Below are 24,324 nucleotides of genomic sequence, written 5' to 3' on the forward strand. Positions count from 1 at the left end.
ATCCTCGCGAAAGCGGGGATGATCGGATTTTGGAATTATCCCGCCAGCTTCGACTTGCGCACCGAATAGCCGAAATAGACGACGCACGCCGCCGCGGCCCAGGCGGCGAACAGCAGCCAGGTGTCCAGCGGCAGGCCGACGATCAGGTAGGCGCAGAAGGCGACGCTGGCGACCGGCACGAGCGGATAGAACGGCACGCGATAGCCGCGCGGCAGGTTCGGCTGGGTGCGGCGCAGGATGATCACCCCCAGCGAGACGATGGCGAAGGCGATCAGGGTGCCCATGCTGGTCAGGTTCACCAGGGTGTCCAGCGGCACGAACGCGGCCAGCAGGGCGATGAAGGCCGCGACGATCCAGGTGTTGAGGTCGGGGCTCTGGGTCTTGCGGTTCACCCGCTGGAACACGGATGGCAGCAGGCCGTCGCGGCTCATGGCGTAGAGGATGCGGGTCTGGCCGTACATGACCACCAGGGTGATCGAGAAGATCGAGACGATGGCCCCCACGCAGAGGATCAGCGAGGTCCAGGCCTGGCCGGTCAGGTTGCGCAGGATCACCGCCAGCCCGGCTTCCTGCCCCGCGAACGCGGTCCAAGGCTGGGCCCCGACGGCGGCCAGGGCCACCAGGATGTAGACGCCGGTGACGATCAGCAGCGACAGGATGATGCCCAGCGGCAGGGTGCGGCGCGGGTCCTTGACCTCGTCGCCGGCGGTCGAGACCGCGTCGATGCCGATATAGGAGAAGAAGATCGACGAGGCCGCCGCCCCGATCCCGGCCACGCCCATCGGGGCGAACGGCGTCAGGTTGCCGGCGTGGAAGCCGCTGAAGGCGATGACCACGAAGAACAGCAGCACCAGCAGCTTCAGCACCACCAGGATCGCGTTGACGGTCACCGACTCCTTCACGCCGCGCAGCAGCAGGACCAGGCAGGCGCCGACCAGGACCACGGCCGGCAGGTTGAACACCCCGCCCGCGCCCGGGGCCTTGGCGATGGCGTCGGGCATGCGCCAGCCGATCAGGTCGGAGAACATCTCGTTCAGGTACTGCCCCCAGCCCACGGCGATGGCCGAGGCCGAGACGGCGTACTCCAGCAGCAGGCACGCCCCGACGAGAAAGGCGGTGAACTCGCCCAGGGTGGCGTAGGCGTAGCTGTAGGACGAACCCGACACGGGGATGGTCGAGGCCAGTTCGGCGTAGCACAGGGCCGTCAGGGCCGCGGTGATCCCGGCGATCACGAACGAGACGATCACGGCGGGACCGGCGGCCGGCACGGCCGTGGTCAGGGCCACGAAGATGCCGGTGCCGATGGTGGCCCCGACGCCGAGCATGGTCAGCTGGAACAGGCCGATCGAGCGGTCCAGGCTCTCCTCGGGCAGATGCTCGCCGCCTTCGGCGATGACCCGGCCCACGGGCTTGCGGCGAAGAAGGTCGGCCGCGCGAAACTGGCCCATGGAGTCCCTCGAAGTCTTTGGGGGGGTCTGGAAAACGGCGGCAAACTAGCCTCGCCGGGCCCGCGACATCAACTTGCCTTCGCGGGATTCGCCGCCGAAGCTGGGCCGAAGGCGGAGGAAGCCATGTCCATCACCATGACGCCGATCGGCGTGGTCCGCGGCGGTCGCGACGTTCCCGAGGACGACGACTGGGGCCAGAGCCGGGCGCGCATCGACCTGGACCCGGCCCGCTTCGACGCCGAGGCCCTGGCCGGGCTGGACGCCTTCAGTCACGTCGAGGTGGTCTATGTGTTCGACCGCGTGACCGACGACCAGATCGTCACCGGCGCCCGCCATCCGCGCGGCAACACCGCCTGGCCCAAGGTCGGCATCTTCGCCCAGCGCGGCAAGAACCGGCCCAACCGCATCGGGGTGACGGTCTGCGACATCGTTTCGGTGGACGGCCTGTCGCTGGAGGTGCGGGGCCTGGACGCCATCGACGGCACGCCGGTCCTGGACCTCAAGCCGGTGATGGCCGGCTTCGCCCCGCGCGGCGAGCACCGCGAGCCCGATTGGGCGCGGGAGATCATGAAGGACTACTGGTAGGCCAGCTTCATTCGTACACGAGGTTTTGGGCGAAGAACGGCAGCATGTCGGTATAGACCCGCCCCGTCGGGCCCCAGGTGCGATCGCCCCAGCCGCCCACATACTCCTCGGCCTCGTGCGGCACGCCGAACTCGACCAGGGCCCGCGAGAAAGCCTGGTTGGAAACCACGTGGTCGGGATTGGGGTCGTTGCGGCCCCAGTCGAACTTGAAGCCGCGCAGGGTCTTCAGGTTGTCGGCGTAGCGCGACAGGTTCTGGCCCAGCAGGAAGCTGTTTTGAAGCTTGGCGGTCAGGGCCATGTCGACCGCGATGCGCCCGTCCGGACCCTTGCGCGCCGGCAGGTCGGCATAGAGCGGCGGCTTGTCGGGATTGGGCAGGTGGGCCTGGTAGATCGCCACGAACAGCTGCGAGAAGCCGTCGGCCTTCAGATCGTCCAGCGACTTGGCGTTCTGGATCAGGTCCCAGTTGGGCCGCGAGGACATGGTCTGCAGGCCCAGGCCCGTGCCCACCGGGTGGAGGGCGTAAACCGAACCGAACACGTCGGCGTGGCGCATGCCGAAGGCGATCGCGCCGTAGCCGCCCATGCGGTCGCCGGCCAGGCCGCGCGAGTCCCGGGTCGCCAGGGTCCTGAACTGCTTGTCCGTCCACGGAACAAGGTCACGGACCATGAAGTCGTCCCAGCGGCCGGTCACCGGCGAGCTGGTGTAGATCGAGCTGCCCAGCGAGGTGCTGAAGTCGGCGGCGACCACGATCACCGGCGGGATCGCCCTGGCGGCGATCGCCTTGTCGAGCAGGGCGGCGAAGCCGTCCCGGTCGAAGGCCGCGCGCTCGTCCTCGAACAGGTTGTGCAGGTAGTAGACGACCGGATAGCGCCGGCCCGAGGCGTCGTAGCCGTCGGGCAGATAGACCCGCACCCGCCGCTGCGGACTGACGCCGATCTTGTTGCCGTCGAAGGCCTTGGACGCGACGACGAAGTCGCGCACCTGGCTCTGGGCCAGGGCCGGCGGTGCCGCCAGCAGGGTCATGAAGGCCGCCAGCAGCAGGCCGAGCCGGATCATCGGGACTCTCCGTGTCACACCCAGGGAGAACGCCACTCAACTGAAGGTCATCAGCGCCTCGCAATCAGGCGCATTTGCGGCGCCGCTAGCGCCGCTCGCCCTCGAACATGTAGTCGCGGGTGATCGGCAGGGCGCCGACCTTCTTGGCCACCTGGATCTGGAAGACCATGTGGCCGCCGTAGCGGAAGCCCAGCTCGGCCCCGCACAGGTAGAATTCCCACATCCGCCGGAACCGCTCGTCGAACATGGCGGGGATGTCCGGATCGGCCAGGAAGCGCATCCGCCAGTGCTTGCAGGTCTCGGCGTAGTGCAGGCGCAGGATCTCGATGTCGGTGATCCACAGGCCCGCCGCCTCGACGGCTTTGACGATCTCCGACAGGCCCGGGATGTAGCCGCCGGGGAAGATGTACTTGGCCGTGAAGGCGTTGGTCGCGCCGGGACCGGACATGCGGCCGATGGCGTGGATCACCGCGCTGCCGTCGTCGGCCAGCAGGCGTTTCACGGTCTCGAAATAGGTCTGGAAGTTGGGCGCGCCGACGTGCTCCAGCATGCCCACCGAGACGATGCGGTCGAAGGTCTCATTGAGGTCGCGATAGTCGGTCAGGCGGAACTCGACCTGGTCCGACAGCCCCGCCTTCTCGGCCCGCTCCTTGGCCAGGGCCAGCTGCTCGGTCGACAGGGTGACGCCGGTCATCCGGGCCCCGTGGTCGGCCGCCAGGGTCAGGGACATGCCGCCCCAGCCCGAGCCGATGTCCAGCACCTTCATGCCGGGGGTGATGTTCAGCTTGGCGCCGATATGGGCCTTCTTGGCGGCCTGGGCCTCCTCCAGCGTCATGTCGGGCCGCGCGAAATAGGCGCAGCTGTACTGCATGTCGGTGTCGAGGAAGCGCTTATAGAGCTCGTTGCCCACGTCGTAGTGGTGGGCGACGTTGCGGCGCGAGGCGATGCGGTCGTTGACCGACTGCACGGTGCGCTTGATCGCCTTGCGGGCCCGGGTGACCGGCGTGCCGCGCTTGGGCGTGCGCCCGCCGCTCCTGCCGACGATCTCCAAGAGGTCCCACAGGGTCCCCTGCTCGATCTTCAGGTCGCCTTCCATGTAGGCCTCGCCCAGGCCCAGGCTGGGATTGGCCACCAGGCGGCGCAGGCCGCGGGCGTTGACCCGCATCGTCACGGGCGGGCCCGAGCCGTCGCCGGCCTTGGTGGTCGAACCGTTCGGAAGGTGGATGGTCAGGTCGCCGACCTTGACCATCTTTTTCAGCAGAGCTTCGATCATGGCCGCGAAGCTAAACCCAGCTTCGCGGCCGAGAACAGGCCGAAATTTTCATCCGCCCACCCTTGAAAATCGAGCCCCGAGGACCACGGAGGCGACCCGGTCAGCGCTCGCTGTCCAGGTGCGCCATCTGGGCTTCGGCGTAGCGCGTGCCCGCCGCGGCGTCGCGGGGCACCGCCCGCTCGATGGCGGCCAGGTCGTCGGCCGACAGGGCGACATCCAGCGCGCCTAGCGACTCGGCGAGACGCGCGCGGGTGCGGGCCCCGACCAGTGGCACGATGTCGTCGCCTTGCGCCGCCACCCAAGCGATGGCGATCTGGGCGACGCTGACGCCCTTGGCCGCCGCGATGGCGCGCAGGGCCTCCACCAGGGCCAGGTTCTTGTCGACATTGTCGCCCTGGAAGCGCGGGGAATAGGCGCGGAAGTCGCCCCGGGCCTTGCCCTGATCCTTGTCCCAGTGGCCGCTGATCAGGCCGCGCGACAGCACGCCGTAGGCGGTCATGCCGATGCCTAGCTCGCGCAGGACCGGCAGGATCTTGTCCTCCACGCCTCGGGTGATCAGGGCGTACTCGATCTGCAGGTCGACGATGGGGTGGACGGCGTGGGCCTTGCGGATGGTCTCGACGCCCACCTCCGACAGGCCGATGTGACGCACGAAGCCCGCCTGGACCATCTCGGCGATGGCCCCGACCGTGTCCTCGATCGGCACGTTCGGGTCCAGGCGCGCGGGGCGGTAGATGTCGATGTGGTCGACGCCCAGGCGCTGCAGCGTATAGGCCAACGAGGTCTTCACCGCCGCCGGGCGGCCGTCGAAACCGATCCAGCCGGCCCCGGGGTCGCGCTGGGCGCCGAACTTGACGCTGAGGATCGCCTTGTCGCGCTTGCCGCCCTTCAGCGCCTCGCCGATCAGCATCTCGTTGTGGCCCATGCCGTAGAAGTCGCCGGTGTCGATCAGGGTGATCCCGGCCTCCAGGGCGGCGTCCAGGGTGGCCAGGCTCTCGGCGCGGTCGGACGGGCCGTACATGCCCGACATGCCCATGGCCCCCAGGCCCAGGGTCGAGACGACGGGACCGGTCTTGCCGAGTTGACGCGTTTGCATGGGGAAGTCTCCGAAGGGGGCGTGTTCGATGGCGGGGACTATGCGCCGCCGCCTCGCGTGCGATAATCCGTTCATCACCGCACGAGCCGTTCGGAAAATCGTACAATGGCCAAGCCCGACCTCGCCGATCTCGACGCCTTCACCGCCGTGGCCCGGGCCCGCGGCTTCCGGGGCGCGGCCGCCCAGCGCGGGGTCTCGGCCTCGTCGCTGTCGGAGGCCCTGCGGCGGCTGGAGGCGGACCTGGGCGTGCGCCTCCTGAACCGCACCACCCGCAGCGTCACCCCCACCGAGGCGGGCGAGCGGCTGCTGGCCCGGCTGACCCCCGCCCTGGCCGACGTCTCCCTGGCCCTGGACGAGGTCAACGCCTTCCGCGACAGCCCGACCGGCGTGCTGAAGCTGAACGTGCCGGGCGCGGTGTCGCGGATCGTCTTCCCCGACCTGATCCCGCGCTTCCTGGCGGCCCATCCCGGGGTGCGGCTGGAGATCACCGCCGAGGACGCCTTCGTCGACGTGCTGGCGGCCGGCTACGACGCCGGCGTCCGCTACGACGAGCGGCTGGAGAAGGACATGATCGCCGTGCCCCTGGCCGGGCCGCAGCGGTTCGTCGTGGTCGGCTCGCCGGCCTATTTCGCCGCGCGCGGCCGGCCGAGCCATCCGCGCGAGGTGCTCAACCACCCCTGCATCCGCCACCGCTTCCCCAGCGGAGCCAGCTACGCCTGGGAGTTCGAGAAGGACGGCGAGGTCATCCGCGTCCAGCCCGAGGGCCCGCTGGTCACCAACAGCGGCGAGCTGGAACTGGCCGCCTGCGAGGCGGGCGTGGGCCTGCTGGCCACCTTCGAGGGCTTCGTCGCCCACGCCATCGCCGCCGGACGGCTGGAGACCGTGCTCGACGACTGGCTGCCGCCGTTCAGCGGGCCCTATCTCTACTATCCCAGCCGCCGCCACATGCCCGCGCCGCTGCGGGCGTTCGTGGACTTCGTGAAGGCCGAGCGGAAATAGGGCGTGCAGAACCCGTCCACGCCGGGTGAAATCTTCCCCGAACGTGCCGCGCTAAGCGTCGCATTAGAAAGCCTGTCCTTGCTTATGCGCCTTCCCGGGCGTAACGGGTCCGCTCCCGCCGCCGACGGCGGGATCAAGTTTGAAATTGGAGGCTGCGATGGGTTACCGGGTCGCCGTGGTCGGCGCCACGGGCAATGTGGGCCGTGAGATGTTCAACATCCTCGAGGAAGTGAAATTCCCCGTGGACAAGATGCATGCGATCGCGAGCCGCAAATCCATCGGCGTGGAAGTCTCGTTCGGCAGCCAGATCATCCGCTGCGAGGACCTGGAGACCTTCGACTTCTCGACCGTCGACATCGTGCTGATGAGCGCGGGCGGGGCGATCTCGAAGGCCTGGGGCGAGAAGATCGGCGCGGCCGGCGCCATCGTCATCGACAATTCCAGCCACTTCCGGATGGATCCGGACGTGCCGCTGGTGGTGCCGGAAGTGAACCCGGACGCCGTCAACAGCCTGCCCAAGAACATCATCGCCAACCCCAACTGCTCGACCGCGCAGTTGGTGGTGGTGCTGGCTCCCCTGCACGCCGAAGCCAAGATCAAGCGGGTGGTCGTCTCGACCTACCAGTCGGTCTCGGGCGCGGGCAAGGAAGGCATGGACGAGCTGTGGGAGCAGACCAAGGGCGTCTACGTCCTCGGCGCGCCGCCGCCCAAGAAGTTCACCAAGCAGATCGCCTTCAACGTCATCCCCCACATCGACGTCTTCATGGAAGACGGCTTCACCAAGGAAGAGTGGAAGATGATGATGGAGACCAAGAAGATCCTGGATCCGTCGATCAAGCTGACCGCCACCGCCGTGCGCGTGCCGGTCATGGTGGGCCACGCCGAGTCGGTGAACATCGAGTTCGAGACCCCGCTGGACGAGGACGACGTCCGCGAGATCCTGCGCGACGCCGACGGCGTCCAGGTGGTCGATAAGCGCGAGGACGGCGGCTACATGACGCCCAAGGAAGCGGCCGGCGAGTTCCCGGTCTATGTCTCGCGCATCCGCACCGACCCGACGGTCGAGAACGGCATCGCGCTCTGGTGCGTGGCCGACAACCTCCGCAAGGGGGCGGCCCTGAACGCCGTGCAGATCGCCCAGCTGCTGCACGAAAAGGGCCTGATCAAGCAGAAACTCCCGGCCTAAGCCGCCGTCCGCAACAAGCGGGTGGACGATTTCAGGGGCTCCCGGGACATCAGGTCCCGGGAGCCCTTTTCATTTGCGATCTACGATTCGAGGGGACACGAAGCGATGTCGGCGGACCTGACCAAGAGCCCAGCCACGAACCAGGACGAGGCCCGGACGGCGTTGATCGCCGGGGTGGGCTGCTACCTCCTGTGGGGCTTCCTTCCGCTCTATTTCCACCTGCTGTCGAACCTGGGCGTGGGCCCGTGGGAGATGGTCGCGCACCGCACCCTGTGGGCCGCGCCCTGGGCCTTCCTCGCCGTGCTGCTGGCCCGCCAGGGCGGCCAGGTGGCGGCCGTGCTGCGCCAGCCCCGCACCCTGGGGATCCTGGCCCTGAGCACGGCGGCGATCTTCATCAACTGGTCGATCTACGTGTTCGCGGTCACCGCCGGCCACGTGATCGAGGCCAGCCTGGGCTATTACATCAACCCGCTGATGAACATGGCGGCCGGCGCCGTGCTGTTCCGCGAGCGGATCAGCCGCGAGGGGGCGATCGCCATCGGCCTGGCGGTGATCGGGGTGGCGATCCAGACGGCGGCCCTGGGCCACCTGCCGATCATCTCGCTGGGCGTGGCCCTGAGCTTCTGCGTCTACGGCATCCTGCGCAAGCAGGTGAAGGCCGACGCCCAGACCGGCCTGTTCATCGAGTGCGCCTACCTGGCGATCCCGGGTCTGATCTACGTCCTGCACCTGCAGGCGACGGGCGCCGGCCACTTCGCCACGGGCGCGGGCGTAACCACCCTGCTGGCCCTGGCCGGTCCGGCCACCGTCGTGCCCCTGGCCCTGTTCGCCTGGTCGGCCCGCCGCATGCCGCTCAGCGCCATGGGCTTCCTGCAGTTCATCGCCCCGACCCTCCAGTTCCTGATCGGCGTGGCGCTGGGCGAGGCCTTCACCCCGCTGCGGGCCCTGTCGTTCGGCTTCATCTGGGCGGGCGTGGCGGTGTTCGCCTACGGGGCGTGGAAGCGGACGCGAGCGGTGGCGGCCTGAATCGGCGGGCCGGGGATGACGGGGCCGGGAAGTCGGCTAGGCTGCCGGGCTCCAGGAGAGTCCGCCGCATGCCCACCCGACGTTCCCTGCTCGCCGCCGGCGGCGGCCTGGTCCTCACCGGCGCCCTGACCGGCGCGGCGCGCGACCCGCTGGACGACCTGCTGGCCGGGGCCGGCGATCCGGGCGCCGCCGTTCCGGGCCTGGCGGGCGCGGCGTTCAGGGACGCGTCCAGGCCCGGCGCGACGACCGTGGCGCGCGGCCTGGCCGACGTCGCGACCGGTCGCTCGATGACGGCGGACTCCCCGGCCCGCATCGCCTCGATCTCCAAGCTGGTCACGGCCCTGGGCTTCATGACCCTGGTCGAGGCCGGCAAGGTCGGGCTGGACGACGACGTTTCCGACATCCTCGGCTGGTCCCTGCGCCATCCGCGCTTCCCCAAGGCGACGATCACCCCGCGCCGGCTGATGTCGCACACCAGCGGCCTGCGCAACGGCCCCAGCTATCCCGTCGCCTTCGGCCGCCCGCTGAGCGCGGCCCTGACGCCCGGCGGCGCCCAGTGGGGCGACGGGGCCTGGTTCGGGCCGGCCGGCGAGGCCCCGGGCGACTGGTTCGCCTATGCCGACGTCAACTTCGCCGTGGTCGCCCAGCTGATAGAGCGGCTGTCGGGCCAGCGCTTCGACCGTTTCATGACCGCGCGGGTGCTGGAGCCGCTGGGCGTCCAGGCCGGCTTCAACTGGAGCGGCGTCGCCCAGGCGGTCCGCGACCGGCGCGCGGTGCTCTACCGCAAGGCCCCGTCCGACGACGGTCCCTGGGATGCGGCCGGCCCCTGGGTCGCCCAGCTCGACCAGACCCTCCCGCCCGCCCCCGAGCTCGCCGTCCGCGTGGCGCCCGAGGCGGCCGGGCGCGCGCTGGACAGCTACCAGCCCGGCGAGAACGGCTTCGTCTTCGGACCGCAGGGCGGCCTGCGGGCCTCGGTCGTCGACCTGGCGGCGATCGGACGGCTGCTGGCCCGGCGGGGCGCCCCGATCCTCAGGCCCGAGACCTTCGCCGCCATGACCACGCCGACCTGGCGCTTCGATCCGGCCCGCCCGAACGGCGAAGGCTATGGCGGCCTGATCCGCGCCTACGGCCTCGGCGTCCAGACCCTGACCGGGACGGCGGGAAGCGACGATCCTTTCGACGGCTGCGAGGGCTGGATCGGCCACGCCGGCGACGCCTACGGCCTGACCTCGGGCCTGTGGGTCCATCCGACGAAGGGCCGGGGGATGGCCTATCTGCTGACCGGCCAGGCCGCGCCGCTGGCGCGCAACAAGGGCCGCTCGAAGCTGACCCGCCAGGAAGAGGCCCTGGCCGGCCGGCTGGCGCGGGCCTGACGACGCCGTCGGACGGGGCATGGCGCCGGGCGCGCGCCTGGGCCATGCTCGCGGCCATGGCCGGCCCGCATCATCCCCCCTGTGACGAAGGCGTGATCCGCGCCGCCCGCCCCGAAGCCTCCGCGCCGCGCAAGCGCCTGGCCCTGGCGGCCACGGTGCTGGGCTCGAGCATGGCCTTCATCGACGGCTCGGTGGTCAATGTCGCCCTGCCGGCCATGCGCGCGGCGCTGAAGGCCGACCCCGCCCAGGTGCAGTGGATCGTCAACGCCTACCTCCTGCTGCTGGGCGCCCTGGTGCTGATCGGCGGCTCGGCCGGCGACCGCTACGGTCGGCGGCGGGTGTTCGTGATCGGGGTCGGCCTGTTCGCCGCCGCCTCGCTGGGCTGCGCCCTGGCTCCGGACGCCGGCTGGCTGATCGCCGCCCGCGCCGTCCAGGGGATCGCCGCGGCCCTGCTGGTCCCGGCCAGCCTGGCGATCCTGGGCTCCACCTTCGACGACCAGGAGCGCGGCGGGGCGATCGGGGCCTGGGCCGGGTTCGGCGCGGTGACCACGGCGATCGGGCCGGTGCTGGGCGGCTGGCTGGTCGACCATGTCTCGTGGCGCGCCATCTTCCTGATCAACATCCCGCTGGCGGTCGCCACGGTCTGGCTGGCCCTGGCCGCGGTGCGCGAGAGCCGCGACCCCGAGGTCGAGCGCCTTGACTGGCGCGGCGCGGTCCTGGCCGCCGCCGGCCTGGGCGCGGTGACCTGGGGCCTGACCGCCGCCGGCGAGCGGGGCTGGACCAGCCCGGCGGTCTGGGGCGCCCTGGCGGTCGGCGCGGCCCTGCTGGCCGGCTTCGTCGTCAGCCAGGCCCGCGAGGCCCATCCGATGATGCCGCTGGCGCTCTACCGCTCGCGGACCTTCAGCGGCGCCAACCTGCTGACCCTGGCGCTCTATTTCGGCCTGACCGGGGCCCTGTTCTTCCTGCCCTACGAACTGATCGCCCGGCACGGCTACGCGGCCGCCGCGGCGGGGGCGACCCTGCTGCCGTTCTCGCTGGTCATGGGAACCCTGTCGGGGATGGCGGGCCGGCTGGCCGACCGGTTCGGGGCGCGGCCGATGCTGACGGTGGGTCCGATCCTGGCGGGGATCGGCTTCGCCCTGCTGGGCGGGCCGTGGATCGGGGCGGGCTTCTGGACCGGCGTGCTGCCCGGCCTGCTGACCGTGGCCCTGGGCATGACCATCGCGGTCGCGCCCCTGACCAACACGGTGATGAGCGCCGTGGCCGCCAGCCATGCCGGCGTCGCCTCGGGGATCAACAACGCCGTGGCCCGGATCGCCGGCCTGCTGGCGGTGGCCATACTGGGCCTGATCTATTTCGCGCCGGGCCCGTCCGGCTATCCGTGGGTGATGGGGATCAGCGCGGCGACGGCGATCCTCGCGGGGATCGTCGGGGCGCTGACCATCGAGGGAAAGCCTAGCAGAAAGGCCTAGAACCGCTTGGCCACGCCCACCGCCAGCTCCAGGTCCGGCGTGTCGTGGTTCAGCCCCACATAGGCCGAGGCGTCCAGCTGGACGTCCTTCAGCGCGGGCGGGGTCCACGCGGCCGTCAGGTCGAAGCTGGCCGAGGTGACGTGGCCGGACGGGTCCTCGTCGCGATCGGCCCACAGCTCCACGCCCAGGGCCACCGGCCCGAACGACCGCCCGATCCCGACCGCCCCGCCGAAGCCGGCGTGACGGCCCGAGCCGTCGGCGTCGGCGCGGACGTCGACCTCGGGCGACAGGGCCAGCGACCAGTCGGCGTTCAGCGGCAGGGAGACGGGCAGGATCAGACCGCCCAGCCAGGTCCCGTCGCCGATCTGGTCCGATCCGACCGGCGCGGTGACGAAGGGCTGCAGGGCGACCGAGACGCCGTCGCCGCCCGGGTTCTTCAGCGACCAGCGCAAGGCCAGGCCCAGGTCGCCGACGCCGTCGGCGGTGGCGCTGGCGCCGCTGGCGCGGTCCTTGTCGTGGATCCGCTCGTAGGCGTTCCAGCTGAGCTGACCCTCGACGCGGTCGGACAGGCCCAGCCGCAGCTCCAGCGTCCCGAAGGAGGTGTCGTCGCTCGACGTCCCGTCGCCTCGGGTCCAGGCGCGGTCGGCCAGGCCCAGCTCGGCCTGGAAGCGGCCGGCGTCCAGCACGCAGGGCGGCGAGCCCTTGCCCGGCCGGTCGGCGCAGAAGTCGCGTCCGGTGTCTTGAGCGTGGGCGGTCGAGGCCAGGAGCCAGACGAGACCGGCGACGCTGACGATTCCGGCCTTGGCCATGTCCGCCTCCCTAGAGCGCCGTGTACGCCGCCTGGATCAAACGCACGGCGCGCGGATCTCCGATCAGCTCGGTGCCCTGCTTGTTCATCACATAGGCCCCGGACACGCCGCGCGAGGGGTCGGCGAAGGCGCACGAGCCGCCCCAGCCGCTGTGGCCGAACGCCTCGGCCGTCGGGCCGTAGAAGAAGTTGGGCGTGTTGCGCATGAAGCCCGCGCCCCAGCTGATCACATAGGGCAGGACCAGGTCCTGGCCGACGATCCGCTCGGCGCTGGCCAGGGCGATCACCGCCGGCGACAGCACCGGGACGCCGTCCAGCTCGCCGCCCGAGGCCAGGGCGCCCATCAGCCGGGCCAGGGCCGGGGCGGTGGCGTGGCCGTTGGCCGAGGGGATCTCGGCCCGGCGCCAGTCGGCGGTGCCTCGGCCACCGGGGGCGGCCCACTTGGTCATGAAGGCGGCCTTCACCGCCTCGTTCATCGCCCCGAACTTGGGCAGGGCGGTGGGGCGCATCAGCTCGGCGCAGCGGGCGTGCTCGCTGTCGGGCAGGCCGATCCAGATATCGAGGTCCAGCGGCCGGGCCAGGTCCTCGCGCAGGGCCGTCCCCATGGTCCGGCCGTCGACGCGGCGGAAGATCTCGCCGGCCGTGAAGCCGAAGGTCACCGGGTGGTAGCCGCTGGCCGAACCGACCGGCCACAGCGGGGCCATGGCGGCCAGCTTGGCGGTGGTGGCCTGCCAGTCGAACCAGATGGCCGGGTCGGTCTCGTCCGGGAAGCCCGACAGGCCGTCCTGGTGCGACATCACCTGGCCGACCGTGACGTCCTGCTTGCCGTTCTGGGCGAACTCCGGCCAGACCGAGGCGACGGTCTGGTCGTAGGACAACCGACCCTGGTCCACGAGGCGGGCGATCAGCAGGGCGGCGACGGCCTTGGTGGTCGAGAACAGCGGCGTCAGGGTGTCGGGCCCGAAGGCGACCTCGCGCTTGCGGTCGGCGAAACCGCCCATCAGGTCGACGACGACCTCGCCGTGGATGGCCAGGCTGAAGCGCGCGCCCAGCTCGCCTCCATCCTCGAAGTTCGCCGCGAAGGCGTCGCGGACGGCGGAGAAGCGGTCGGGGCAGAAGCCGGTGATGTCGACGGTCATGGGTGTGCTCTACTCCACCGCCGTTCAGCTTGTCACCCGCCACCACAACACCGTCATCCCGGGCCTTGTGCCCCGGGATCCCTGGTTCAGCCCGCACGTGAAGCGCTTTGGCGCGCTGGCGCGCCACACCTCCGCCCTTGCGGCGGACAGAGGGGCCCCGGGCACAAGGCCCGGGATGACGGGCTGAATTTGTGGTCGCTGCCGTTAGGCCAGCCGCTCGATCCGCACGGTGGGCGAGGTCTGCTTGATCCGCGCGGCCATGGCCACGATGGGCAGTTCGGGCGCGTTCCAGATGTTGGCCGCCGTCACGGTCTCGGCCACGCCGCCCACGGCGCGGGCCAGGCCGTACGAGATGGTCTGGCCCTCCAGGATCGAGGCGGCGTAGAGGGCGGTCAGCAGGTCGCCGGTGCCGCTGGGCGAGCGCTCGGCCTTGGCGTGGGCGGCCAGCCAGGCCTCCTTGCGGTCGACATAGACCACGCCGATCTCGTTTCCTCTGTGTACGGACGACACCAGGGTCGGCTTGCCGAGCAGGCGGCCGGCGCGCACCGCCGCGTGGGGGTCGCGCGAGTCCGTGCCGGTCAGGCGCTGCAGCTCCCAGGCGTTGCAGGCCACGATGTCGGCGCGCGGGATCAGGTCGCTGGCGATGGCCTCGGCCACCTCGGCGGGGACATAGAGGCCCTTGCCGGCGTCGCCCATGGTGGGATCGACGATCACGGTCGGCTTGCGGGCCGTCGCGCCCTGCGGCGGGTTCTCGCGCGGCGTGGCGCGGACGGCGTCGATGGTCCGGGCGGCGGCGCGCACCTGGGCGGCGCTGGCGAAATAGCCGGTGATGACCATGTCGGTCAGGCCGAACAGGCCGTTGGCCTCGATGCCGTCCAGCATGCCCTCCATCACCTCGATGGGCGCGGGCGCGCCGCCGGGGATGCCCCAGCCGGGATGGCGGCCGAACAGCACGGTCGGCACGACCATCGAGTCGATGCGGAACTGCACGAGGGCGGCGGCCTGGGCCGACGCGCCGACCCGGCTGCCGGCGACATGGCTGGAGATGATCAGAGCGAGCGGCATGACTAGCGGCTTAGCCGAGCATTGGGGACTTGAATAGGGCAAGCTGGGCCATGATCGGCGACTGACCGCATAACATCGGTATGTCTTTGCCCGAGCATCCCAGACCTTGTTCAACCGCCCAACGAAGAGGCCGCCGCGAAGCGGCGCCCGGCGGGCGGCGGCGTTGACTCGCCAAGCCTGACCATGGACAGGCTAAGGCCATGCTTGGTTTCATTTCGGACGGCCCTCTCCGTGCGGGCGCGACGCGCCGCTGCCGCCAATGCGGTTTCCGATCCGCCGTCGCCTCGTCGTTCCGCGTCGAGCGCGGCGGCATGTTCGGCCGTCGGGGTCACGTCTGCTTCGGGTGCAAGCCCTATCAGGCCGGCCCCGATCGCGCCTACTGGCATAGCTGGTTCTTCCAGCTGTTCACCTCGGCCGCGATCGCCTGGTGGTGCAGCCTGGACGGCGGCTTCGCTTTCGGCGTCCTGCTCTGGCTGACCCTGGTCCTCGCCCGCCCGCTGGCCATCCTGGTCCACGAATCCGGACACGTCCTGGCCGCCAAGGCGGTCGGCTTCGACGTGGTCGACGCGCAGGTCGGCCGCGGCCCGGTGGCCTTGGCGCACCGCGCCTGGGGCGTCCGGTGGTCGATCCATCGCTACGCGGCGCTGGGCGGGATGACCCTGTTCATCCCGCCCGAGGGGGCCAGCCGTTGGCGCAGCGGCGTGAGCTACGTCGGCGGCGCCCTGGCCAACCTGGCGGCGGCGGTCGTGGCGGCGGCGCTCTTTCCGTTCGCGGACGGCGCCGCGGGGGGCCTGGCGGGGGCGGTCGTCGTCGGCTGGCTGTTCCTGAACCTGCTGATGGCGCTCAACGCGCTGTGGCCGAGCAAGGGCGTCGACCACCCCTCGGACGGCGCCCTGATCCTGGCGCTGCTGCGCAAGCCCGCGCCCGACGCCAACGAGCGGTTCCCCCTGCTCCGCCAGACCCAGCGCCTGACCTTGGCCGGCCGCTTTTCAGAGGCCGCCGACGCCTTCGAGGCCCAGCTGAAGGTCTGGCCGAACGATCCGTACGCCCTGGGCATGGTCGTCCACTGCATCTCCCTGGCGAAGGACGATCGCGCGGCGCTCGCCCGCTATCGCGCCCTGGCCGCCGAAGCGCCGGCCGGACCGCCCAGGCCGTTCGACTGGCATGCGTACATGGCCGGCTGGATGGCCGGCAATATCGCCTGGGCGGCGATCAACGCCGGACCCGACGCCGATCTCGACCTCGCCGAACGGCAGCTCCAGGTCGCCCTGTCGCTGCTGCCCGACGTCCCGGCCATCAAGGGGACCCATGGCGCTTGGCTGGCCGCCCGGGGGCAGGCCGACATCGGCGAGGGCCTGCTGGCTCAGGCGCTTCCCGAGCTGGAGACGCCCAGCGACAAGGCCGCCTTCGCCCGGCGGCTGGCCGAGGCCCGGCGGGCGCGCGCGGACGCCGTCGGCGCGGCCGAGGCCGAGCGGCTGGGCGATCACATCCTGAGCCGTGCGCTGGAGCGCCCGGCCGTCTAGCAAAAGGGCCCGCCGCGTTTCCGCGGCGGGCCCTTCCGGCTTGGCGGTGAGGCCAGGCTTAGTAGCGGTAGTGACCCGGCTTGAACGGACCCTTCACCGGCACGTCGATGTAGTCGGCCTGTTCCTTGCTCAGCACCGACAGCTTGGCGCCCAGCTTCTCCAGGTGGAGGAAGGCGACCTTTTCGTCGAGGTGCTTGGGCAGGGTGTAGACGTCGTTCTTGTAGGCCGACTTGTTGGTCCACAGTTCGATCTGGGCCAGGGTCTGGTTGGTGAACGAGGCCGACATCACGAACGAGGGGTGGCCCGTGGCGTTGCCCAGGTTCACCAGGCGGCCTTCCGACAGCAGGATGATCTTCTTGCCGTCCGGGAATTCCACGTGGTGGACCTGCGGCTTGATCTCGTCCCACTTGAAGTTCTTCAGGCCGGCGACCTGAATTTCCGAGTCGAAGTGGCCGATGTTGCAGACGATGGCGTTGTTCTTCATCCGACGCATGTGGTCGACGGTGATGACGTCCTTGTTGCCGGTCGCCGTCACGTAGATGTCGGCCTTGTCGGCGACGTCGTCCAGGGTCTGGACCTCGTAGCCTTCCATCGCCGCCTGCAGGGCGCAGATCGGGTCGATTTCGGTGACGATCACGCGGGCGCCGCCCTGGCGCAGCGAAGCGGCCGAGCCCTTGCCCACGTCGCCGTAGCCGCAGACCACCGCGACCTTGCCCGACAGCATGACGTCGGTGCCGCGACGGATGGCGTCGACCAGCGATTCACGGCAGCCGTACAGGTTGTCGAACTTCGACTTGGTGACGCTGTCGTTGACGTTGATGGCCGGGAACGGCAGCTCGCCCTTGGCGGCCATCTGGTACAGGCGGTGCACGCCCGTGGTGGTTTCTTCCGACACGCCGCCGATGGCATCGCGGATCGCCGAGTAGAAGCCCGGCTTTTCGGCCAGGTAGCGCTTCATCACGGTGTAGAGCGCTTCTTCTTCCTCGTTCTGCGGGTTGTTCAGGATCGAGGGATCCTTCTCGGCCTTCGGGCCCAGAACGCACAGCAGGGTGGCGTCGCCGCCGTCGTCGAGGATCAGGTTCGGATAGCCGCCGTCATGCCATTCGAAGATCTTGTGGGCGTATTCCCAGTACTCGACCAGGTTCTCGCCCTTGAAGGCGAAGACCGGGACGCCGGCGGCGGCGATGGCGGCCGCGGCGTGGTCCTGGGTCGAGAAGATGTTGCACGAGGCCCAGCGGACCTCGGCGCCCAGCGCCGTCAGGGTCTCGATCAGCACGCCGGTCTGGATGGTCATGTGCAGGCTGCCGGCGATGCGGGCGCCCTTCAGGACCTGGGCCGGGCCGTATTCGGCGCGGGTGGCCATCAGGCCGGGCATTTCGGTCTCGGCGATGGCGAGTTCCTTGCGGCCGAAATCGGCGAGCGAGATGTCCTTGACGATGTAGTCGGCCACGGTCGGCTCCTGCGGTCGGGGGATGGTCTTGGGCGGTCTATACCGCGCCCGGGCCCTTCTCGCAATTAAGGCATAAGGATTTCTTTATATGCCGAGCCGACAGACCGCCCGCCGCTAACGCACCTCGGCGTGGAACGCGGTCGGCCAGTCGTAGCCGTAGCCCCGGCAGACCGGCATGACCGTCGCCTCGGACAAGGCGAAGACCTCGCCGCTCCAGACCCAGGCGGTGGAGTTGCCGCAGTCGCCGACCCCGCGCCCCTTGCTGTAGGACGACAGGACGCGGGTCTTGGGATCGTAGTCGGCGTTGGTGGCCAGGCCGTCGTCGACGCCCTCCAGCGGCGCCAGGATCGCTTTCCCCGCCTTGTCGACCACCACGAACAGCGAGTCGAAATTGTAGGCCCCGCCGCTGCACGGGACCTGCCACAGAACCTGGTCGGCCGACAGGCGATAGGCCTGGGGCTTCTGGCTTTCCCAGTCGGGCCCGACGTCGCATTCGGCCTTGCGCAGCAGGGCCTGGACCGGCGCGGGCGGCTTGGACGGCAAGCCGGTCTGGGCGGCGGCCGGGGCGGCGCGCAGCACCGGAACGGGCGGCGGGGCGGGGACGCCGGAAGCCGGGGTCGCGCCCTTGGCGACCATGGCCGTCACCGTGCCGACCCGCTTCTGCTGGTCGTCGGCGTAGCGCAGGGCCGCGACCATGCCGGCCAGCGACACCTGGCCCACCGTCCTGTCGCCGGCCCGGATCGTCAGCACCGCGCCGTTGCGCGCCGCGCCCAGCAGCGGTCCCACCTGGGCGTCGTCGAGCACGACGGTGAAGCCGCCGGCCTCGCTCAGGGGCTTGGACCGCGCGGTCAGCACCACCTTGCCGTCGACCGCCAGGACGGGCGGCTTGCCGCCGAGGCCGGCCTCGCTGTCGGACTGGTCGATCTCGACCTTGGCCGGCGCGCCCGCCGCGGCGGCGCGGGTCAGGCGCAGGACGGCCGGCAGCTCGCCCTCCTCGGACCCGAAGCCGACGACCGTGCAGGCCCGCAGGTTGTCGCAGACCACCGTCCAGTCCTTGAAGCTCTCGACGCCGTCGGCGCGGGCCGCGACCGGGGCCGCGACGGGAACCAGGGCCAGGACGGCCAAGCCCAGGGCCGGGATTTCGATCTTCATGCGACGCCTCCGATAAAGAGGAACGATCACCAGAACCGTTTGGCCTCGACGAAGCTGACATAGGCGCCCTGGGCGTCGGCCAGCAGCTCGGCTTCGTGCTCGGCGCCGCCCGCCGTCAGCCGTCCGGCGGCGAAGGCGGCCTCGGGATCCTCGCACGACAGGGCCACCTCGCGGGCCAGGGCCTCGCGCCCGGCCAGGTCGTTCAGCAGGCCCAGGGCGTCCTGCAGATCCTTGGTCGCCTCGACGAAGCCGGCCAGGCGCTTGGGATGGTCGGGGAACAGCCCGCCCAGGTCCTCGACGGCGTAGCGCAGCTTCTTGCCGCGGATGCGCAGGTGGTGGCGATCCTCGGGGCTGAGGGAGATCAGGTCGCGGCCGTCCTTGCGGATACGGCGGCGGCGCTTGTCCAGCGCCTTGGCGGCGAAGGCGGCGGCGGGCTTCTCGCGACGTTTCTTCAGCCGGGCGTCGGTGGTCCAGGCGCCGGCCTCGAGCCAGGCGGCGGCGTCGATGGCCAGGGCGCGGAAGCGGGCGCTGTCCACGGCCGAGTCGGCCTTGGCGTAGGCCTCCGTCTGGGCGGCCAGCAGCGCCTTGCCGAACGCCGCCAGGGCCCGGGCCTCGTCCTGGACGGCCTCGCCCGGGTCCTCGCTCGGCTCCTGGGCCGTCTGGCGCTCGACGGCGGGGCGCCAGACGTCGGCGATGAACACGTCCAGACCGCGCGCCGCGCCCAGGGCGTCGGCCAGCCATTTCAGCTCGGCCTTGACGTGGAGGGCGGCCGGATCGCCGGCCAGGGCCTTGAAGGTGGACAGCAGGGCGCGGAACCGTCGGGCCGCCACGCGCAGCCGATGCACGCGCTCGGGACCGGGACGGGCGCGCAGGGCCTCGGCGGCGGCGCACAGCCGGTCCAGGGCCGCGCGGCCCAGGGCCTGCAGCGCCTCGCCCGTGGTCGCGTCGGGCTTCAGGGACGCCTCGGCGCGCGGGCCTTCCGGCTCGCCCAGGGCGAGGGCGTAGCCACGCTCGGCCTTGCTGACCAGGGACAGGCGCAGCGGCGCGTGGGCGGCCAGGTCGCGGGCCAGGTCGAACAGCACGCGCGGCGCGCCGGCCTTCAGCTCCAGCTCCAGCTCGCTGACCGCCGCGCGGCGGTCGTCGGCCAGCAGCTCGCCCTGGTCCAGGGCCGCCTCGATGGTCGCCCCGTCACGCTCGACCAGCCGGGTCACGCGCCGGACGTTGGTGGCGAACACCGGGGCCAGGGCGTCGCCGTTGATGACCTGGGCGGCCGGGGTCTTGGCCAGCAGCTCGCGGTCGGGCTCGGGCCCGGCCACCGCGTTCTCCCACTCGCCCCGGGCGAACACCCCGCCGGACGAGGCCGATTTCAGGGTCTGCTTGCGGCCGTTCTCGCCGTCGCGGATGCGCAGGCCGAAGCCCGCCTTGCGCAGGGCGTGGTCGACGGTGTCGAAATAGGTGGCGTCGAGCTGTCGAACCGCCTCCCGCCCCTCAAGCCGGGCCAGGATCGCGTTCGAAGACTCCGGGGCGATCAGGAACTTCAGCTCGATTTCGTGATCCATGCGACAATTATAACTTGGCCGACGGCGTTTGGCTGCATCGGGCCGTGACGGGGTGCGCACGTTGGACGTGCTTGCCATTCCCTTTGACCGAGTCCAAACCTGCGCGCCATGAGCCAGATCAACGCCGCCCAGCCCCGTTACGATTGGACCCTCGACCAGGTCGAGGCCCTGTTCGACCTGCCGTTCATGGAGCTGGTGTTCCAGGCCGCGACCGTGCACCGGGCCTGGTTCGACCCGTCGGAAGTGCAGCTGTCGCAGCTGTTGTCGGTCAAGACCGGCGGCTGCGCCGAGAACTGCGGCTATTGCAGCCAGTCGGCCCACTTCAAGACCGGCCTGAAGGCCGAGAAGCTGATGGACGCCGACGTGGTGATCGCCAAGGCCCGCGAGGCCCGCGAGGGCGGGGCCCAGCGCTTCTGCATGGGCGCGGCCTGGCGCGAGCTGAAGGACCGCGACCTGCCCAAGCTGGCGGCCATGATCGGCGGGGTGAAGGCCCTGGGCCTGGAGACCTGCGCGACCCTGGGCATGCTGACGCCGGAACAGGCGAAACAGCTGAAGGACGCCGGCCTCGACTACTACAACCACAACCTCGACACCGGCCCGGAATATTACGGCGACGTGGTCTCGACCCGCACCTACCAGGAGCGCCTCGACACCCTGGCCTATGTCCGCGACGCGGGCATGAGCACCTGCTGCGGCGGCATCGTCGGCATGGGCGAGACGCGCCGCGACCGGGCCAGCCTGCTGCACCAGCTGGCCACCCTGCCCAGCCATCCCGACAGCCTGCCGATCAACGGCCTGGTGCCGGTCAGCGGCACGCCGCTGGGCGACGCCATCCTGAAGGACGGCGCCAAGGCCATCGATTCGATCGAGTTCGTCCGCACTATCGCCGTGGCCCGGATCGTCTGCCCCAAGTCGATGGTCCGCCTGTCGGCCGGTCGCGACGACATGAACCGCGAGCTGCAGACCCTGTGCTTCCTGGCCGGCGCCAACTCGATCTTCGTCGGCGGCAAGCTCTTGACCACCCCGCTGCCGAACATGGACGACGACAGCAAGCTGTTCCACGACCTGGACCTGCGCCCGATGGGCGCGAAGGCCCCGGAAGCGGTGGCGGCGGAGTAGATTCAGATTTCCCTCCCCCTTGTGGGGAGGGTGGCCCCGAAGGGGTCGGGTGGGGTCTGATGACTCAGGGGTGGCGGCGAAGCCCCACCCACCAGCTTCGCTGGTCCCCCCTCCCCACGAGGGGGAGGGAAAAGCGACTTCTATCTTTCCTCGTCGAACCGGTTCGAGACCAGTTCCGTCAGCGCGTCGAGCGCCGCTTCGGCCTCGGGGCCCTCGGCGGCGATGTCGATGGTGGAGCCGATGCCGGCGGCCAGCATCATGAGGCCCATGATCGAGCGGGCGTCGACGCTGGTGCCGTCGCGGGCGACCGTCACCTCGGCGTCGAAGCCGGAGGCCAGCTTGACGAACTTGGCCGAAGCGCGGGCGTGGAGCCCCCGCTCGTTGACGATCTCGACCGTGCGCGCCGCCATGCGACTCATTTTTCTCCCGCCAGCACGTAGGAGGCCACGGAGATATATTTCCGTCCAGCCTCCTGGGCGTGGGCGACGCAGGCCTGCAGGTTCTCGCGCTGGCGCACGCTGGCCAGCTTGATCAGCATCGGCAGGTTCAGACCGGCGATGACCTCGGCCTTGGTCTGCTCCATCACCGAGATAGCCAGGTTCGAGGGCGTGCCGCCGAACATGTCGGTGAGCAGAATCACGCCGTCTCCGTCCTGATCGACGGCGGCGCACGCCTTCAGAATGTCCGACCGGCGACGCTCCATGTCGTCTTCCGGGCCGATGCAGATGGCCTTCACCGCGCTCTGCGGTCCGACCACATGCTCCATGGCGGAGACGAACTCCTCCGCCAGCCGCCCGTGCGTGACTATCACGAGCCCGATCATGCCTGATCTCTCAAACGGGATCCCCATAACCCGTGGCGGCAGGGAGGCGCCGCGCGGGCCGTCTTGATACGCTTGTTAGTCGGCGACTCCAAGATGCTCGAACATCCGTCTGATTTTCCCGGGGGCGCCGGGTTCCAGAGGCCACAGGTCCAGAACGCGCGTGGAGACGCCTTCGATGACTTCGAACATGGGGGCCGGCAGCCGTTCTACCGCCTGCGGCCGATCCACGCACCGCACCAGGAGGTCGATTCGGCAGAAGGGCCGGCTGGCCTGGGGCAGCACGCCCAGGCCCCGCGCCTCGATCAGGCCGACCAGCGCCTCCGGCGCGCGGCCGTAGAGCCCGCCGCCCGAAACGAACACCTGGGTGCGGTCATCGGCGACCAGCACGAAGCCCTGATCCAGGGCCCGCAGCGCCAGATCGCTCTTGCCGACGCCCGACGGACCTTCGATCAGCGCGCCGCGCCAGGTTCCCGCCATCCGGCGGGCGATCAGGCCGGCATGGCGGATCATTCGCGCGGGCCGCCGTGATGGTGGGGGCCGTGGGCGCCGGCCTCGGGCAGGTCGACCCGGAACCGGGCCCCGATCACCTTGCCCTCGGCGTCCTTGCGGTTCTCGGCCCGCATGGTCCCGCCGTGCGCCTCGACGATCTGGCGGGCGATCGACAGGCCCAGGCCCGAATTGCCGCCGAACGCCTTGCCCTTCGGCCGCGAGGTGTAGAAGCGCTCGAAGATGGTCTCCAGATTGTCGGGCGGAATCCCCGGGCCGTCGTCGTCGACCGTGACGATCAGCCGGTTGTGCTGGTCGCGCAGGCCGGGATCGCGGCTGAGCGTGACCCGCACCTCGCCGTCGGCGGCGCTGAACGAGCGGGCGTTGTCGATCAGGTTGCGGAACACCTGGCCCATCGGGGTCTCGCGCGCCACGATCCGGGCGTGCTGCGGCGCGCGCTTGGCGTCGAAGGTCACCCGCACGCTGCCCGGGGCCTCGCCCGGACGCAGCTGGGCCTCGTAGAGGTGGATCACCTCGGCCAGCAGCAGGTTCAGCTCGAACGCCCGCGGCGCCTCGCGCGACAGCTCGGCGTCCAGCCGGGAGGCGTTGGAGATGTCGGTGACCAGGCGGTCCAGGCGGGTGACGTCCTGCTGCAGGATGGCCAGCAGCCGGGCCCGGGCGGCCGGGTCGGTGACCAGGTCCAGGGTCTCGATCGCCGAGCGGATCGAGGTCAGCGGATTCTTGATCTCGTGGGCGACGTCGGCGGCGAAGCGCTCGATGGCGTCCATCCGCTCCGACATCGAATCGGTCATCTCCTCCAGGGCGCGCGACAGGTCGCCCAGCTCGTCCTTGCGGTCGGAGATGTCGGGCAGGGAGATGGCCCGGGCGCCGTCCAGCCGCACGCGGTCGGCGGCGCTGGCCATGCGCAGCACTGGCTGGGCGATCAGGCGGTTCAGCAGGAACGACGAGATCAGGGTGGTGGCGATGGCGATCAGGGCGAAGGGCAGCAGGGCCTTGCGCTCGGCGGCGATGATCTGGTCGATATCGCCGGCTTCCAGGGTCAGCACGCCCAGCACGGCGCGCACGTGCTGGATGGGGATCGACACCGACACCACGCGCTCGCCCATCTCGTCGATGCGGGTGCCGGCTACGGGCTCGCCCAGCTTGGCCTGGGCGATCTCGGCGGCCAGGGCCTCGCGGGCGGCCTTGGCGACCTCGGGCTTGGTGTCGGTATCCCGGGTCGGCAGGCCGAAGGCCGGCTGGCCGGGCTTGCGGGCCGGCGGCAGGACCTTGGACTCCACCCGGTCGGCGACGACGTAGCTGTCGGCCAGCTGGTTGCCCTGGGCGTCGAACAGCCGCGCCCGCTGCGAGCGGGGGATGAACAGGCTCTGCAGGATGTCGCTGGCCTGGTCGGGGGCCAGGCGCGGCTCGGGGTCTCCGACCGTGGCGGCCAGGTCGATGACGTTGGCGATCAGCTCGCCCTGGGTGGTCAGGCTGTCGATGCGCGTGTTGATCAGGCCGCTGCGCAGCTCGTTGAGCACCAGCGCCCCGCCCAGCAGCACCGCCAGGGCCAGCAGGTTCAGGCCGATGATCAGCCGGCCCAGGCGCGAACCCCTGGGCCAGGCGAACTTCGGCCACGTCAGGCGCCGTTTCGGCTTGCCCTCAGGCCCGCTGTCCGAGGCCAT

The 24,324-nt window shown here is 70.6% G+C and carries 22 protein-coding genes; 8 read left to right on the forward strand and 14 right to left on the reverse strand.

The window, feature by feature from the left end:
- Positions 1 to 35 precede the first annotated feature (35 nt).
- The gene (locus BR39_RS0107430; RefSeq protein WP_029909281.1) at positions 36 to 1,448 is read right to left on the reverse strand and encodes an APC family permease; all 1,413 of its coding nucleotides are present in this window, start codon (positions 1,446 to 1,448) and stop codon (positions 36 to 38) included.
- A gap of 123 nt (positions 1,449 to 1,571) precedes the next feature.
- Between BR39_RS0107430 and BR39_RS0107435 the strand changes: the two genes are divergently transcribed.
- Positions 1,572 to 2,033 carry an SAM-dependent methyltransferase gene (locus tag BR39_RS0107435; protein ID WP_029909282.1) on the forward strand — a complete coding sequence of 154 codons (462 nt, stop codon included), beginning with the start codon at positions 1,572 to 1,574 and terminating at the stop codon, positions 2,031 to 2,033.
- 7 nt (positions 2,034 to 2,040) lie between these two features.
- Here the strand turns inward: BR39_RS0107435 and BR39_RS0107440 are convergent, their stop codons facing one another.
- The 3 genes from BR39_RS0107440 to BR39_RS0107450 all read right to left on the reverse strand — a co-directional run bounded on the left by BR39_RS0107440 (position 2,041) and on the right by BR39_RS0107450 (position 5,459).
- Positions 2,041 to 3,090, reverse strand: coding sequence for an alpha/beta hydrolase-fold protein (locus tag BR39_RS0107440; RefSeq protein WP_029909284.1), 1,050 nt, complete (start codon positions 3,088 to 3,090; stop codon positions 2,041 to 2,043).
- An 85-nt stretch (positions 3,091 to 3,175) separates the two neighbouring features.
- Entirely contained in the window at positions 3,176 to 4,363 is a 1,188-nt protein-coding gene (locus BR39_RS0107445) for a cyclopropane-fatty-acyl-phospholipid synthase family protein (protein ID WP_029909286.1), read from the reverse strand.
- Positions 4,364 to 4,463: 100 nt separating this feature from the next.
- The gene (locus BR39_RS0107450; RefSeq protein ID WP_029909288.1) at positions 4,464 to 5,459 is read right to left on the reverse strand and encodes an aldo/keto reductase; all 996 of its coding nucleotides are present in this window, start codon (positions 5,457 to 5,459) and stop codon (positions 4,464 to 4,466) included.
- Positions 5,460 to 5,564: 105 nt separating this feature from the next.
- Between BR39_RS0107450 and BR39_RS0107455 the strand changes: the two genes are divergently transcribed.
- The 5 genes from BR39_RS0107455 (at position 5,565) to BR39_RS0107475 (ending at position 11,515) form a co-directional block, all read left to right on the forward strand.
- Positions 5,565 to 6,458: a LysR family transcriptional regulator gene (locus BR39_RS0107455; protein ID WP_029909290.1), complete on the forward strand. Its 894-nt coding sequence runs from the start codon at positions 5,565 to 5,567 to the stop codon at positions 6,456 to 6,458.
- 157 nt (positions 6,459 to 6,615) lie between these two features.
- Positions 6,616 to 7,644: an aspartate-semialdehyde dehydrogenase gene (locus BR39_RS0107460; protein ID WP_029909292.1), complete on the forward strand. Its 1,029-nt coding sequence runs from the start codon at positions 6,616 to 6,618 to the stop codon at positions 7,642 to 7,644.
- Between the two features lie 105 nt (positions 7,645 to 7,749).
- Positions 7,750 to 8,670 (forward strand): EamA family transporter RarD, encoded by a 921-nt coding sequence (gene rarD, locus BR39_RS0107465; protein ID WP_029909294.1) that lies wholly within the window; start codon positions 7,750 to 7,752, stop codon positions 8,668 to 8,670.
- Between the two features lie 68 nt (positions 8,671 to 8,738).
- Positions 8,739 to 10,043, forward strand: a complete 1,305-nt coding sequence (locus BR39_RS0107470; RefSeq protein ID WP_051695257.1) for a serine hydrolase — start codon at positions 8,739 to 8,741, stop codon at positions 10,041 to 10,043.
- A 92-nt stretch (positions 10,044 to 10,135) separates the two neighbouring features.
- Positions 10,136 to 11,515: an MFS transporter gene (locus BR39_RS0107475; protein WP_231499409.1), complete on the forward strand. Its 1,380-nt coding sequence runs from the start codon at positions 10,136 to 10,138 to the stop codon at positions 11,513 to 11,515.
- On the opposite strand, the gene BR39_RS0107480 is transcribed toward BR39_RS0107475, so the two are convergent.
- The 3 genes from BR39_RS0107480 to BR39_RS0107495 all read right to left on the reverse strand — a co-directional run bounded on the left by BR39_RS0107480 (position 11,512) and on the right by BR39_RS0107495 (position 14,527).
- On the reverse strand, positions 11,512 to 12,324 hold the full coding sequence (locus tag BR39_RS0107480) for a transporter (RefSeq protein ID WP_029909301.1): 813 nt from the start codon (positions 12,322 to 12,324) through the stop codon (positions 11,512 to 11,514). The genes BR39_RS0107475 and BR39_RS0107480 overlap by 4 nt on opposite strands.
- Before the next feature lie 10 nt (positions 12,325 to 12,334).
- Entirely contained in the window at positions 12,335 to 13,462 is a 1,128-nt protein-coding gene (locus BR39_RS0107485; protein ID WP_029909310.1) for a serine hydrolase domain-containing protein, read from the reverse strand.
- A gap of 204 nt (positions 13,463 to 13,666) precedes the next feature.
- Positions 13,667 to 14,527: a pyridoxal kinase gene (locus tag BR39_RS0107495; RefSeq protein ID WP_029909314.1), complete on the reverse strand. Its 861-nt coding sequence runs from the start codon at positions 14,525 to 14,527 to the stop codon at positions 13,667 to 13,669.
- Positions 14,528 to 14,727: 200 nt separating this feature from the next.
- On the opposite strand from BR39_RS0107495, the gene BR39_RS0107500 reads away from it, so the two are divergent.
- Positions 14,728 to 16,050 carry a site-2 protease family protein gene (locus BR39_RS0107500; RefSeq protein ID WP_081916577.1) on the forward strand — a complete coding sequence of 441 codons (1,323 nt, stop codon included), beginning with the start codon at positions 14,728 to 14,730 and terminating at the stop codon, positions 16,048 to 16,050.
- A 58-nt stretch (positions 16,051 to 16,108) separates the two neighbouring features.
- Here the strand turns inward: BR39_RS0107500 and ahcY are convergent, their stop codons facing one another.
- The 3 genes from ahcY to BR39_RS0107515 form a co-directional block, all read right to left on the reverse strand.
- Positions 16,109 to 17,500, reverse strand: coding sequence for an adenosylhomocysteinase (gene ahcY / locus BR39_RS0107505; RefSeq protein ID WP_029909318.1), 1,392 nt, complete (start codon positions 17,498 to 17,500; stop codon positions 16,109 to 16,111).
- A 114-nt stretch (positions 17,501 to 17,614) separates the two neighbouring features.
- Complete coding sequence (locus tag BR39_RS0107510; protein ID WP_029909320.1) at positions 17,615 to 18,652, reverse strand: DUF1176 domain-containing protein; 1,038 nt, start codon at positions 18,650 to 18,652, stop codon at positions 17,615 to 17,617.
- Positions 18,653 to 18,678: 26 nt separating this feature from the next.
- Complete coding sequence (locus BR39_RS0107515; RefSeq protein ID WP_029909322.1) at positions 18,679 to 20,211, reverse strand: CYTH and CHAD domain-containing protein; 1,533 nt, start codon at positions 20,209 to 20,211, stop codon at positions 18,679 to 18,681.
- Positions 20,212 to 20,319: 108 nt separating this feature from the next.
- Here BR39_RS0107515 and bioB point away from each other — a divergent pair, with 108 nt between their 5' ends.
- Positions 20,320 to 21,330, forward strand: a complete 1,011-nt coding sequence (bioB, locus tag BR39_RS0107520; protein ID WP_029909323.1) for a biotin synthase BioB — start codon at positions 20,320 to 20,322, stop codon at positions 21,328 to 21,330.
- 140 nt (positions 21,331 to 21,470) lie between these two features.
- Here bioB and BR39_RS0107525 read toward each other — a convergent pair whose 3' ends face one another.
- The 4 genes from BR39_RS0107525 to BR39_RS0107540 all read right to left on the reverse strand — a co-directional run bounded on the left by BR39_RS0107525 (position 21,471) and on the right by BR39_RS0107540 (position 24,324).
- Complete coding sequence (locus tag BR39_RS0107525; protein ID WP_029909325.1) at positions 21,471 to 21,749, reverse strand: HPr family phosphocarrier protein; 279 nt, start codon at positions 21,747 to 21,749, stop codon at positions 21,471 to 21,473.
- Positions 21,746 to 22,153 (reverse strand): PTS sugar transporter subunit IIA, encoded by a 408-nt coding sequence (locus tag BR39_RS0107530; RefSeq protein WP_029909326.1) that lies wholly within the window; start codon positions 22,151 to 22,153, stop codon positions 21,746 to 21,748. The genes BR39_RS0107525 and BR39_RS0107530 overlap by 4 nt, the downstream gene beginning before the upstream one ends.
- A 75-nt stretch (positions 22,154 to 22,228) precedes the next feature.
- Positions 22,229 to 22,663, reverse strand: coding sequence for an HPr kinase/phosphorylase (locus BR39_RS0107535; protein WP_029909329.1), 435 nt, complete (start codon positions 22,661 to 22,663; stop codon positions 22,229 to 22,231).
- Positions 22,660 to 24,324: an ATP-binding protein gene (locus BR39_RS0107540; RefSeq protein WP_029909331.1), complete on the reverse strand. Its 1,665-nt coding sequence runs from the start codon at positions 24,322 to 24,324 to the stop codon at positions 22,660 to 22,662. Before BR39_RS0107540 ends, BR39_RS0107535 begins: the two co-directional genes overlap by 4 nt.

The sequence above is a fragment of the Caulobacter sp. UNC358MFTsu5.1 genome, assembly GCF_000712075.1.
In the GTDB taxonomy this organism is placed as follows: Bacteria; Pseudomonadota; Alphaproteobacteria; order Caulobacterales; family Caulobacteraceae; genus Caulobacter.